The sequence below is a fragment of the Pontivivens marinum genome, from assembly GCF_900231835.1.
Lineage (GTDB): Bacteria > Pseudomonadota > Alphaproteobacteria > Rhodobacterales > Rhodobacteraceae > Pontivivens > Pontivivens marinum.
Genome location: NZ_OCTN01000012.1, coordinates 56927 through 69615, shown reverse-complemented (window position 1 = coordinate 69615; position 12689 = coordinate 56927). Strand labels below are relative to the sequence as shown.

The window sequence follows — 12689 nt, the reverse complement described above, 5'->3', positions numbered from 1 at the left end:
ACGGATTACTCCGCATCGTGTCCGCGTGGCTTAAGAACCTTATCGATCAGGCCCCACTCTTTTGCATCCTCGGGCATCATGAAGTTGTCACGCTCCAGCGCCTGCTCAACCACATCGTAATCCTGTCCGGTATGTTCGACATAGATTTCGTTGAGGCGCTTTTTCAGCTTCTCGGTGTTGCGGGCGTGGATCATGATGTCCGTCGCCTGCCCCTGATAACCGCCGGATGGCTGGTGAACCATGATTTGGCTGTTAGGCAGCGAGAAGCGCATGTCCTTGGCCCCTGCGGTCAGCAGCAGTGACCCCATGGACGCAGCCTGACCAACACATAGGGTCGATACCTTAGGCTTGATATACTGCATCGTGTCATAGATCGAGAGGCCGGATGTCACCACGCCACCGGGCGAGTTGATATACATCTGGATCTCGGTTTTAGGGTTTTCCGCCTCAAGCCAGAGCAGCTGCGCCACCACTAGCGATGCCATGCCATCATGGACCGGACCGTTTACGAAAACGATCCGTTCCTTGAGCAGTCGGGAAAAGATGTCGAACGCACGTTCGCCGCGCGCCGACTGCTCCACGACCATAGGCACGAGGTTCATGTAGGTTTCGATCGGATCATTCATGGCCTGTGCCTCTTCCTTCGACTGCGCGGATCGCAGCCCTGTATTGGGGAAAGTTCTGTAAGGTGTAATGTCGGGCCGAAGGGTCTGCAAGGGCAGCTCGGACACGATGATCAACACGACGCGTCCTTAATGCTATCTATAAGCCACTATTTCAGCCAATGAGCAGCGCGCTATCCGTTATAGCTCTGGGCATTTGCTCAATTTGCGCCATCTTATAACGCAGTGCCGCACGACGCGGCGGAAAGGAACATTATGCGTATCGCCCTTATGCAGGCCCCCCCTACAATCACGCCATGGCGTGCGCTGAACCGCCTATCCGACGCCGCGGCCGAGGCTGTCGCCTGCGGTGCAACATTGCTAATAGCGCCAGAAATGTATCTCAGCGGCTATGCTGTTGGGCGTGAGGCAATACGTGAGCGTGAATGCGCATTAGATGACGGGCTATGGGCAAAGGCCGCCGAAATCGCGGTAAAGCACGGGATATCGATTCTGGTCGGCGGGCCGGAACTGGGCGGCTACAACACCGTCGCGTTTTTTGACGCGACCGGCAGCCTCGTCTCCTCCTATCGCAAAACGCATCTTTATGGCGACATGGATCGCGACCTGTTCACAGCGGGTGACGCATTATCCAACGTGTTCGAATTTGGCGGATTACAGTGCGCGCTGGCGATCTGTTTCGACATCGAGTTCCCCGAAACAGCCCGCACATTGGCGCGACGCGGCGCGGAACTGTTGCTGGTCCCCACGGCAAACATGGTTCCCTATACCGGCGTTGCGACGCGACTGGTCCCTGCCCGCGCGCAGGAAAACGGCGTGGCGATTGCCTATGCAAACTTCACCGGCCCTGACGGGACATTCGACTATTGCGGTTTAAGCTGTATCGTAGGCCCCGATGGTGAGGATCTGGCCCGCGCAGGTGACGCGACGGGATTGGTGCTCGCCGATATCGAGCGAGACGACGTGACGCGGGTCCGCGCCGATCTCGACTATCTCTCCCAGACCCGAACGGAGCTCTATGGATGAGCCCTACGACCCAAGACGTTACCGCCTTTGGACCTGACTTCCCCTTTTCATACGATAAATGGCTGGGCCACCCTGCGGGGTTAGGCTCAGTCCCACCGCAGATGCACGGCGCGAAGGTTGCCGTGATCGGCGGCGGCATGGCGGGAATCACCGCGGCCTATGAATTGATGCGCATGGGGCTGCACCCCGTGATCTACGAGCCGGGACAAATCGGCGGGCGACTACGCTCGCAACCCTTTACCGGACAGACCGATATCGTCGCTGAACTTGGCGGGATGCGGTTTCCCAAATCGTCGCGCGGGTTTTACCACTACATCAACAAGCTGGGCCTGAGCACGCGCCCCTTCCCTAACCCCCTGACACCCGCAGCAGGCTCCACCGTGATCGAGATTGAGGGCAGACGGCATTACGCCGAAACCCTCGACGATCTGCCCGATCTGTACCGTGAGGTCGCGGAGGCATATGATTCTGCGCTTGAGGAGGGCGCGAAATTCTCTGACCTCAAGGCAGCAATCGCCGCGCGCGATGTCACGCGGATCAAGGAAATCTGGGATCCCCTCGTCGCCGCATGGGACGAACGCACATTCTACGATTTCATCGTATCCTCTGATGCCTTCCAGAAACTCAGCTTTCACCACCGCGAGGTTTTCGGCCAAGTCGGATTCGGCACCGGTGGCTGGGACAGCGACTTTCCGAACTCCATGCTGGAAATCCTGCGGGTCAATCTGACAGAGCTGGACGAGGATCAACACATGATCGCAGGCGGCGCCGCACAGGTGCCGCAGGGGTTGTTCGATCACGCTCCCGTCAATCCGGTCCACTGGCCGCACGGCACCACGCTGAAATCGCTGCACAATGGCGCACCGCGTGCGGGGGCTGCACGTATCTTCCGCGATGATTTGGGCAACCTATCGGTTACGGACATTTGGGGCAGCACCCAAACGTTCGAGGCGATGATCGTCACCTGTCAAAGCTGGCTCATGACCACATCCATCGACACTCAGGAGGAGCTGTTTTCCCCTAAGCTGTGGATGGCCCTGGATCGCACCCGTTATATGCAAAGCTCCAAAACCTTTGTCATGACCGACCGTGCCTTCTGGCGGGATCGCGACGCGGATGGGCGCGAGGTCATGTCGATGACCCTGACCGATCGCCTGACGCGCGGAACCTATCTGCTGGATCAGGGTGAGGGCCGCCCCGGCGTTATGTGCCTTAGCTATGCGTGGATGACCGATGCGCTAAAAATGCTGCCCCTTTCGCCAGAAAAACGAGTGGAGCTTGCTCTAGGTGCATTGGAAAAAATCTATCCCGATGTCGATATTCGCAGCCACATTCTCGGCGACCCAATCACGGTAAGCTGGGAGGCCGACCCCAATTTCCTTGGCGCGTTCAAGGGCGCTCTGCCGGGGCATTACCGCTACAACCACCGTATGTACGCACATTTCATGCAGCAGAATCACTCACCGACGGAAAGGGGCATCTTCCTCGCCGGTGATGATGTGAGCTGGACCCCCGGTTGGGTTGAGGGGGCCGTGTCCACCGCCCTGAACGCTGTTTGGGGAGTGATGCATCACCTCGGCGGAACGACCGCGCCAACCAATCCGGGGCCCGGTGATTGCTGGGCGCAGCTTGGACCGGTTGAATTGGGCGAATAGCTATCTAAATCCCCTAAATTAGAGTAGGATAACAGCTAAAGACCCCATTAACCCCTGTGTGAAAACATGCGAATACGCAGTTTTCGCCTGCGGGCAACTCGGATAAAGGGCAACCGCTCACCCATCGGTGGGCGGCGCGGACATGGATATGGCAGGTGAACAGTTTCTCCTCTCAGGGGATCAGCTTGCTACATATAGCAACTTCGGTTTTTTCCAATCCGCCACCCACCTACACCAACACCCTAACCGTGAACGGCATCAACCCGCTTGGCACCACAACCGACAGGTTCTTTCTGGTACGTACTGTCGGCAACGACGCGCAGGTTCAAAACGGTGATCAGTTCGACATCTACACCGCAGTCGATAATGGCAGCGGTACGCTGGTACTAGGCACCAAGATAAACGGCAGCTCAACCTTCGCAACGCCTAACGCCTACTCAAACACCGCTGCTGGCGACAGTTACATCGTATTGGGGATGTATAACGGCCCCAACTACATCATGTCCCTGACGGGCTTCAGCAGTGAAAACACCGAGGCGGAGGAGGATGGCGGCTCCGGCACCTTTGTCGTGGAACAGGGCGGCGATTTGGCCGATGGCGGTGATGGGGAGCTGGACCTCACCGAGATTCAGGCATCCGATCCGGATGCTGGCGTTATCTGCTTCGTCGCGGGAACGCCGATCCTGACGCCCACAGGCTCCATAAATGTCGAATCTCTGGCCCCCGGTGATCTGGTTATTACGCGGGATAATGGACCGGTTTGTGTGCGATGGGTTGGACGGCAACACATTCGCGCAGGCATTACGTCACAGCACCTCATGCCCGTTCGACTGGCCGCTGGCTGCCTTGGACCCAACCGGCCGTCACAAAGGATCGAGGTATCACCCGCGCATCGGTTACTCTTTGATGATCCCTGTTGCCAAACAATCCTTGGATGCGATGCTGTACTGATCCCTGCGCGCCAGTTGGTCGGGCAATCCGGGATTAGCACGCGCCCCATCGGGCGCGATGGGATCGTCTATGTACACATCATGTTTGATCAACACGAAATTATTTGGAGCGCAGGCCTGCCGAGTGAGAGTTTTCGTCCAGCCGCCCATAGTCAGCGTATACTAGACCACAACATTCTGAGCGAGCTCGACGAGCTATTCCCCAACGCCCCACATGGTGACGCGCTGTTACAGCCCTTCCCCGCCTATCGGCCCACGACGCGCAGTCACGAGGCTATTGCCCTAATGCGTGGCCGTCAGGGCAATGGTGGCTCAGCCCACAGGGCCGCCTAGCCATAAATGAAAAAGGGCGCCCCGCAGGACGCCCCATTCTGAACCGATATGGTTGAGGATCACTCCTCGTCCATTTCCTCGATCGCCTTTTGCAGATCTTCCTTGGAGACAGTCTTCTCCTCGATCTTAGCCAACTCAAGGATGTAATCGACAACCTTGTCCTCAAACAGAGGTGCGCGGATTTGCTGCAACGCCTGCTGGTTGGACTGGATGAAGTCGAAGAATGCCTTCTCCTGACCCGGATACTGCTGCGCCTGACGGAAGACCGCCTGCTGCAATTCCTGGTCAGTAACCTGGATTTCCTGCTTCTGGCCTACTTCGGCAAGCAACAGGCCGAGGCGAACGCGGCGGGTTGCCAATGCGTTGTGCTCGTCAGTTGGCTCGATCTTCTCGTGATCGTGGCCCTGAACATCAGGGTTTTCCTCGTGCCACAGCTGATGTGCGATCTGGCTTGCTTCAGCCTCAACCATGCTTGGCGGCAGGTCGAAGGAAACAGCGCCGTCCAGCGCGTCCAGCAGGTTCCGCTTGGTCACGGTGCGGGCAGCATTGGCATATTCAGCGGCCAGACGCTCACGCAATTGACCCTTGAGTGCTTCGAGGTCTTCTGCGCCGTACTTAACGGCCAGTTCGTCGTTCACTTCAGCGGGCTTCGGCTCGGAAACAGCCTTGACGGTTACGTCGAACACAGCAGCCTTACCAGCGAGGTTTGCGGCCTGATATTCCTCAGGGAACGTAACCTCAACAGCGACTTCTTCGCCTTCCTTCACACCAACCAGCTGCTCTTCGAAGCCGGGGATGAACTGGCCGGAGCCGAGCGTCAGGGGGAAGTCCTCAGCAGCGCCGCCCTCAAAGGCTTCGCCGTCAACTTTTCCGAGGAAGTCGATGGTCAGCTGATCGCCGTCCTTCGCCTTGGAACCCTTGCGGCGCTTCTCAAAGTTTTGAGCAGTCGCTGCAAGGTTATCGAGCGCCTCGGTAACCGCTTCGTCCTCAACCTCGGTTGTCAGTTTTTCAACTGTCAGGGTCGCGAAATCCAGCTCGGGGATCTCAGGCAGTTTCTCGTAGGAAACGTCGACGACAACATCGTCGCCCTCTTTCCAGTCATCATTCTTCATGGTGACGTTTGGCTGCATGGCCGGACGGTCGCCAGTGGTTTCGAAATGCGCCTTCAGCGAATCATCGATACCTTCCTGCATTGCCTCACCCAGGACAGACTTACCGAACTGCTTTTTCAGCAGAGCCTTAGGCACCTTGCCCTTGCGGAAGCCCTTCATCTGGACCTCAGGACGTGCTGCGTCGAGCTTCTCGTCCACCTTGGCAGCCAGTTCACTGGCGGTCATTGTGATCTCGTAGCCCCGCTTCAGGCCTTCGTTCAGGGTCTCGTTGACCTGCATTCGTCTCACCTCAGTCTATGCCCTAAAGGGCGTCAATCTCGTTACGTCGGCCTGAATGGTGCGGGCGAAGGGACTCGAACCCCCACGCCTTGCGGCACCAGAACCTAAATCTGGCGTGTCTACCAATTCCACCACGCCCGCATCAGGCCGTCGTAATCCGCTGGGTGACTTTGCCCCGCGAAATCCGGCATCGGATAGCAGAGCGTTCGGGGGGACGCTAGGGGCAATTGCCTGAAAGCGCGTTTATCACCAAGGAAATTACGCTGAGGACCCACAAACATCCTGATTTCGCCCCCTACCGCTGACCACACCCCTAGTACGGGGCGACAGATCGCGTGTAGCAGCGCCTATTATATAGCGGGTCGGTCGCGCAGCGCCGCCAATTGCCGCCTAACACCGATCAAGCAGCCAATTGATTCTACGCAGCGCCTGTCGGCCGGCACGATAATGACTGTTTTACGAAGGAATGATTGCCATGGTTTGTAAAAGCGCATCCTCACCCGACGCTAGTGGCAATTTCCGCTGGCGCGCGCTTCTCAAATCGCACGGATAAAGTGCACATTGCACAAATTTTGTGCATAATACGCGGATTCGACAGATGGACCATCCGCATCAAATGGCACAGGATTGAAAAGCCGAACGCCTGATGTTTGGTAAGCTACCAATGAACCGTCGCAGAGGAACTCCGGCCATGAAGAAGATTGAGGCGATCATTAAGCCCTTCAAACTCGATGAGGTGAAGGAAGCGCTTCAGGAGGTTGGCATTCAGGGCCTCTCCGTGATTGAGGCCAAAGGTTTCGGTCGCCAGAAGGGCCACACCGAGCTTTACCGCGGCGCCGAATATGTCGTGGATTTCCTGCCCAAGGTTAAAATCGAGGTCGTGATTGACGACGCTCTGGTTGAACCCGCGATCGAGGCAATCGTATCCGCCGCAAAAACCGGTAAAATCGGTGACGGCAAGATTTTTGTGATGGACGTATCCCACGCCATTCGCATTCGGACAGGTGAAGAAGGCGCGGACGCGTTGTAAATCCTGCCCCAACTTACTCCCCAAGACGATACCCAGAGAGGAAAACAGATGAGTGCAAACTCCGATCTCGTAAAGATGATCAAGGATGAAGACGTTGCTTATGTAGACGTCCGCTTCACCGACCCCCGCGGCAAGTTGCAGCACGTTACCGTGGTAAGCGATCTGGTTGACGAGGACTTCCTTGAGGAAGGCTTCATGTTCGACGGCTCCTCCATTGCAGGCTGGAAGGCGATCAACAACTCCGACATGAAACTGATGGTCGATGCGAACTCCGCATATCTCGACCCGTTCTATGCCGAGAAAACGATCTGCGTTCACTGTACCGTTGTTGAGCCTGACACAGGCGAAATCTACGACCGTGACCCACGCGGCACAGCCGAGCGTGCAGAGGCATATCTGAAATCCTCCGGCATGGGCGACGTGTTCTATTGCGGCCCCGAGGCTGAGTTCTTCATCTTTGACGATGTGCGTTACTCCACCGCGATGAACAAGGTGTCCTTCGAAGTCGACGCAGTTGACGGCGCATGGAACACAGACACCGCGTACGAGATGGGCAATACAGGCCACCGTCCGGGCATCAAGGGCGGCTACTTCCCTGTGAACCCGGTTGATCCTGCTCAGGATCTGCGCTCGGAAATGCTGTCCACCATGAAGCGTATGGGCATCAAGGTCGACAAGCACCACCACGAGGTTGCATCGAACCAGCACGAGCTGGGCATGATCTTCGACTCGCTGACCAAGCAGGCCGACAACCTTCAGAAATACAAGTACGTCATCCACAACGTGGCTGACGCCTACGGCAAGTCGGCAACATTCATGCCGAAGCCAATGGCCGGCGACAACGGCACCGGCATGCACGTAAACATGTCGATCTGGAAAGATGGCAAGCCACTATTTGCCGGCGACCAGTATGCTGACCTGTCGATGGAAGCCATCTACTTCATCGGTGGTATCCTGAAGCACGCCAAGGCACTGAACGCGTTCACGAACCCGTCCACAAACTCCTACAAGCGTTTGATCCCCGGATTCGAGGCACCCGTTCTGCGCGCCTATTCCGCATCCAACCGGTCGGGTTGTGTACGTATCCCTTGGACAGAAAGCCCCAAGGCAAAGCGCGTCGAGGCACGTTTCCCCGATCCATCCGCCAACCCGTACCTGTGCTTCGCAGCACTGTTGATGGCTGGCCTCGACGGTATCGCGAACAAGATTCACCCCGGCGAAGCAAACGACAAGGATCTTTACGACCTGCCCCCAGAGGAGCTGGCCGAGATCCCAACAGTTTGCGCAAGCTTGCGTGAGGCACTGGACGAATTGCAGGCCGATTACGAGTTCCTGACTGCTGGCGGCGTGTTCAGCAAGGATCAGATCGACGCATATTGTGATCTGAAGTGGGAAGAGGTTTACGCCTACGAGCACACTCCACACCCAGTCGAGTACAAGATGTACTACTCCTGCTAATCGGTTCAAAACTGATTTGGAGAGGGCGTCCCACGGGGCGCCCTTTTCCGTTAGAGGCTGGCGTGAATACGCGCCCGAACGATGTCACCACCCTTATAATCACGCTCCACCCGCGGCAGGGCATCAAGGGCGTCCAGCAAACCGGAGCGTTGCTGTGTGTTCAGGCTGAGCAGCGGGCAAATATCCGCTTTGATACTGAACACCACAGCACCTGTTTCAGGTAGCTTCAGCAGGCTTTGCCGCTCAACCCGCACGAACAGATCGCCGGTCCAGTCCACATGCTTCACCTCATATTCACGGCGAGGGTAATGCAGCGTGGCATCGGGATAGATCAGCCAATTTGCGCGCCATAGGGGCTGCTCAACACGGATTGCATCGAATAGGCGATGCACGCGACGTTCCAGATCACCAGCATAGAATGGCACGGGGCCATGAATATCGATCAGAGAGCGTCCCAGTTTCTCAGATAAGGTCCAATGCGACGGAAAGCACAACACGCCATCCGTCAGCACCCACGCCTCGCCCCGCCGCTGGAGGATCAGCAAATCCTCCTGCACCAAGCGGCCAGCGGTGATAAGCGGATGATCCACGATGGCAACGCGCACATTATCCGCGCGCTGGATATGGTCATTCTCACCCACCGCATTCGTTGAGTGGCACACCATGGCAAGCACCTCACGCGCGGCACGGTCATCGTCCCCTGCCCCGAAAACAGCATCACGCCGGGTTGCGATCAGATCATCACGCAGCGCCATTTGATCCGCGAAACAGGCATCACGTTGCAACCAATCTGTAGGGTTTAGCGGCTGAACACCGGGATTGCGGCGCGTGTGCGGGCGCATCCATGGCGTTAAGGCTGGTTTGTCGAGGATCAATGCCATGGCGCGAACCGTATCTCAGATGCGAATGGCGACAGGATTACTGATCCTCTGCGTCCACCTCAACGCCGAACATCTCAACCGCCAGGCCCAGTGCCTGCGCTGTTGCTGGACAGCCGAATCGCACTGCGCGCCGTTGCAATTCCACAATATCTGCACGCAGCTTATCTTCTGCAGGCAAGTGGGTTGGAACAATTGGTGTCGTCGGGCGCGAAATCCTGTCCAAAATCAATCCTATACTGCGTTACCGTCCTTCAGCGTACCGCATTCCGACTATCTGACAACGAATATTTAACGATCACCGGATACCTACCGGTTCTGGTAGGGGACCGATCGTCGCAAAGGTTCCACGATGGTCCGAGCCTGCGCGACCGGTCAGGTGAGCCGCACCAACCCAACCCCGTGGCATATGGATATGGTCGATGGGGAGACCGGGCCAAAATCGTGGATCGGCAAATGTTAAGCGCAGCCCCGGCACTGAAACGACATCCGCGACGCTCGCCAACTGGGATACCGCGTTGCTCCACGGGGCGGCGTTGTAATCCCCGCCTAATACGACAGGCTGCGGCAATGCGCTGAGCACGGGGATCAACCGATCAACGGCCAATGCTTGCGAGGCGGGCCACGGCCACGGCAGATGCAACGATACAAATGTTACAGGCCCAACGGGTGTGGAAATCTGCGCCCAGCTTGCGCGGTTGTGACAGCCGACCTGCAAGGCGGGCCATTTGCTGAGGATTACATTGTTCATCACGGCATATCGATCACAGTGCTGAATGGTTGAGTAGGTTTCGATCTGCTCTAGATGCACCCGATGTTCGGGCAGAACCTCCTGCAACAGGACGACATCTGCGTTTAGCTGCGCCACCTGCGCGACAACGGCATCAATGGTTTCATTTCTAAACAACATGTTATGCTGAAAAACAGTGATGCCATCTTGCGGTTCCTGTGCGCGCGGCCAGATTGCCACCCATAGGATTGAGCCTAGTGCGACGCATGCCGTCACGCCACCAACCCTCTCCGCCCAGAGGCGCCCGCTAAACGCGGCCCATGCCCAGAACAGCACAGCGGCAGCACCAAAATGCAGGCGAAACGCCGCAAAGCTATCGCCGATAGGGTGAAACTGGCCCGCGAAACCAACGAAAACAGCGGCTGAAATCGTGAGGGTACAGAGCCAAAAAAGTACGCCTCTGATCCGCATATTTCACCTTCGCGTGACATGGCCTGTCATTCAGACCACCCCCGTGACTAGATACTATCCAACGAAACGGCAATGTACGAGAGCGCGATGAAATCCGAGAAACTCACCTTTGAAGGCCACTCTGGCGAGATTCTGGCCGCACGACTTGATCTACCCGAGGGGCCGCATCTGGCGACTGCGATTTTTGCGCACTGCTTTACCTGCTCAAAGGATATTCCGGCGGCACGACGCATTGCGGGCCGGTTGTCGCAGGCTGGCATCGCGGTGCTGCGTTTTGACTTTACCGGCCTTGGCCATTCGGGTGGTGAGTTTGAGAACACGCATTTCAGCTCGAATGTAGAAGATTTGCGTCTGGCCGCCGCGCATTTGGCCGGTATGGGCATGGCACCGGAATTGATGATCGGCCACTCGCTGGGCGGTGCTGCGGTTCTGGCTGCCTCCCCCGATATTGACAGCGTAAAGGCCGTTGCCACGATTGGCGCGCCCGCCGATCCGCATCACGTCACCGCCAATTTCGGCGCAAGCATCGCGGAGATTGAGGAGCGTGGCCATGCCAAGGTTGACCTTGGCGGTCGGCCCTTCACGATTAAGCGGGCCTTCCTGGAGGACGTAAAGGCCGCACGCCTGTCCGATGCTGTAGGCCGCCTGAAGCGCGCCCTGCTGATCCTGCATGCCCCCGGTGATACCGTGGTTGGTATCGACAATGCATCGGACCTGTGGGTTGCGGCGAAACACCCTAAAAGCTTCGTAACGCTGGATAAGGCGGACCACCTGCTGACCCGCGCCAAGGATGCCGAATATGCAGCCGAGGTTATCGCCAGTTGGGTCGGTCGCTATATTGACCTGACCCCACCCGCGAAACCAATCGGCGCGCCCGAGGGGATCGTGCGCGTGTCGGAGGCCAACCCGCAGGGGTTCTTGCAGGATGTCAGCGCCGGTCCGCGCCACCATATTCTGGCCGATGAACCGCTCAGCTATGGCGGATCTGATCTGGGTATGACGCCCTATCAACTGCTCAGCGCAGGTTTGGGCGCGTGTACCGCGATGACCGTGCGGATGTATGCCCGACGCAAGGGGCTGGCGCTGGACCATGTCTCCGTTGATGTGACCCATGACAAGGTTCACGCCTCGGATTGCGAAACCTGCACCCAGACTGATGGCCGCATCGACCATTTGCGCCGGATCGTGCGTCTGGATGGTGATCTAACGGCGGAACAACGGGCAAAACTGCTGGAGATCGCGGATAAATGCCCCGTCCATCGCACGTTGGAGGCCGGCGCCTACGTCACGACCGAATTGGCGACGTAGGCCTTAGGCCACGCGGGGCTGTGCGCGCAGGGTATCAGGCAGGATATCCTCGCTGGGCCACCAACCACTGCGCAGAGTGTTGTGATAGCCCTGCACCAGCCCCGCCGCGACCATCATGGCGCGGGCACCCTCATGATCATAGCTCAACCGCTCAATTGTGATCTGCTGGCCGTCCAAGCGCGCATAGCTGGTATCGGGACGACCATCATGTGCGGGCATCCCGATCGCTCCGGTATTCACCCAGATGTGCCGCCCGTATTCGCGCACGAACGGAATTCCGGAATGGCCCGCGAGGATGCCATCAACCGGACCGACCTGCGCCTCGGCCACCGCGATTTCACCCTGTAAATCGGTCATGCTCCAGATAAATCGATTCTGGGCAGAGGGCGCGCCGTGAACCAACAACCAGCGCCGCCCAGCATGTGTTAAAACCGCCCAGTCGGGCAAAGTTCCCATCCAGCCGCGTTGCTCCGCATTCAACACCGCATTTGCGTGGGCGTACCACCGCGCGGACATCAGATCACATGCGGTTCCATCCTCGAACCCGCACCCGCAATCCAGCGCATTTTCGGCCAACTGGCTTTCGCAATTACCTGCAATGGTTGGAATATTTTCGGATCGCATCAGATCGACACAGGCGGCTGGCTGCGCGCAATAGGCGACGATATCGCCTGTGCAAACCTTGGCTTCGGGCAATGCCACCAACGCGTCCAGCGCGTGGCGATTGGAATGCACGCCGCCGAAAACAATTAACGGGCCTGCAAACTCGCCCCAATCAACAACCCGCATCTGCCGCTCCCGCTTGTCGTGCACCTCGGGACGCAGCATAAGAAGAT

12 protein-coding genes and 1 tRNA gene are annotated in these 12689 nt (G+C 57.8%); 6 read left to right on the top strand and 7 right to left on the bottom strand.

The genetic code is table 11. The annotated features are described in order from the left end of the window. Positions 1 to 5: 5 nt before the first annotated feature. Positions 6 to 626, bottom strand: a complete 621-nt coding sequence (locus CR254_RS17100) for an ATP-dependent Clp protease proteolytic subunit (RefSeq protein WP_097932163.1) — start codon at positions 624 to 626, stop codon at positions 6 to 8. Between the two features lie 252 nt (positions 627 to 878). Between CR254_RS17100 and CR254_RS17095 the strand changes: the two genes are divergently transcribed. The 3 genes from CR254_RS17095 to CR254_RS17085 all read left to right on the top strand — a co-directional run bounded on the left by CR254_RS17095 (position 879) and on the right by CR254_RS17085 (position 4587). Next, positions 879 to 1649, top strand: coding sequence for a carbon-nitrogen hydrolase family protein (locus tag CR254_RS17095; protein WP_097932161.1), 771 nt, complete (start codon positions 879 to 881; stop codon positions 1647 to 1649). Continuing rightward, the gene (locus CR254_RS17090) at positions 1646 to 3304 is read left to right on the top strand and encodes a flavin monoamine oxidase family protein (RefSeq protein ID WP_097932159.1); all 1659 of its coding nucleotides are present in this window, start codon (positions 1646 to 1648) and stop codon (positions 3302 to 3304) included. The genes CR254_RS17095 and CR254_RS17090 overlap by 4 nt, the downstream gene beginning before the upstream one ends. Before the next feature lie 185 nt (positions 3305 to 3489). Continuing rightward, the gene (locus CR254_RS17085; protein WP_145996773.1) at positions 3490 to 4587 is read left to right on the top strand and encodes a Hint domain-containing protein; all 1098 of its coding nucleotides are present in this window, start codon (positions 3490 to 3492) and stop codon (positions 4585 to 4587) included. Positions 4588 to 4646: 59 nt separating this feature from the next. Here the strand turns inward: CR254_RS17085 and tig are convergent, their stop codons facing one another. Further along, the gene (tig, locus tag CR254_RS17080; RefSeq protein WP_097932155.1) at positions 4647 to 5978 is read right to left on the bottom strand and encodes a trigger factor; all 1332 of its coding nucleotides are present in this window, start codon (positions 5976 to 5978) and stop codon (positions 4647 to 4649) included. 56 nt (positions 5979 to 6034) lie between these two features. Beyond that, a tRNA-Leu gene (locus CR254_RS17075) sits at positions 6035 to 6119 on the bottom strand. Between the two features lie 550 nt (positions 6120 to 6669). On the opposite strand from CR254_RS17075, the gene CR254_RS17070 reads away from it, so the two are divergent. Together CR254_RS17070 and glnA are read left to right on the top strand one after the other, a co-directional pair. Then, positions 6670 to 7008, top strand: coding sequence for a P-II family nitrogen regulator (locus tag CR254_RS17070; RefSeq protein WP_097932153.1), 339 nt, complete (start codon positions 6670 to 6672; stop codon positions 7006 to 7008). 48 nt (positions 7009 to 7056) lie between these two features. Next, the gene (glnA, locus tag CR254_RS17065) at positions 7057 to 8466 is read left to right on the top strand and encodes a type I glutamate--ammonia ligase (RefSeq protein ID WP_097932152.1); all 1410 of its coding nucleotides are present in this window, start codon (positions 7057 to 7059) and stop codon (positions 8464 to 8466) included. 50 nt (positions 8467 to 8516) lie between these two features. Here the strand turns inward: glnA and CR254_RS17060 are convergent, their stop codons facing one another. From CR254_RS17060 to CR254_RS17050, 3 genes are all read right to left on the bottom strand, one after another. Further along, positions 8517 to 9347 carry a heme-dependent oxidative N-demethylase family protein gene (locus CR254_RS17060; protein WP_245851721.1) on the bottom strand — a complete coding sequence of 277 codons (831 nt, stop codon included), beginning with the start codon at positions 9345 to 9347 and terminating at the stop codon, positions 8517 to 8519. A 37-nt stretch (positions 9348 to 9384) separates the two neighbouring features. Continuing rightward, positions 9385 to 9570: a hypothetical protein gene (locus CR254_RS18110; RefSeq protein WP_180956058.1), complete on the bottom strand. Its 186-nt coding sequence runs from the start codon at positions 9568 to 9570 to the stop codon at positions 9385 to 9387. 72 nt (positions 9571 to 9642) lie between these two features. Then, the gene (locus tag CR254_RS17050; RefSeq protein WP_097932148.1) at positions 9643 to 10545 is read right to left on the bottom strand and encodes an endonuclease/exonuclease/phosphatase family protein; all 903 of its coding nucleotides are present in this window, start codon (positions 10543 to 10545) and stop codon (positions 9643 to 9645) included. Positions 10546 to 10632: 87 nt separating this feature from the next. On the opposite strand from CR254_RS17050, the gene CR254_RS17045 reads away from it, so the two are divergent. Beyond that, a complete protein-coding gene (locus tag CR254_RS17045; protein WP_097932198.1) occupies positions 10633 to 11853 on the top strand; it encodes a bifunctional alpha/beta hydrolase/OsmC family protein in 1221 nt (406 codons plus the stop codon). A 3-nt stretch (positions 11854 to 11856) separates the two neighbouring features. Here CR254_RS17045 and CR254_RS17040 read toward each other — a convergent pair whose 3' ends face one another. Further along, entirely contained in the window at positions 11857 to 12642 is a 786-nt protein-coding gene (locus tag CR254_RS17040; RefSeq protein WP_097932146.1) for a metallophosphoesterase family protein, read from the bottom strand. Between the last annotated feature and the right edge of the window lie 47 nt (positions 12643 to 12689).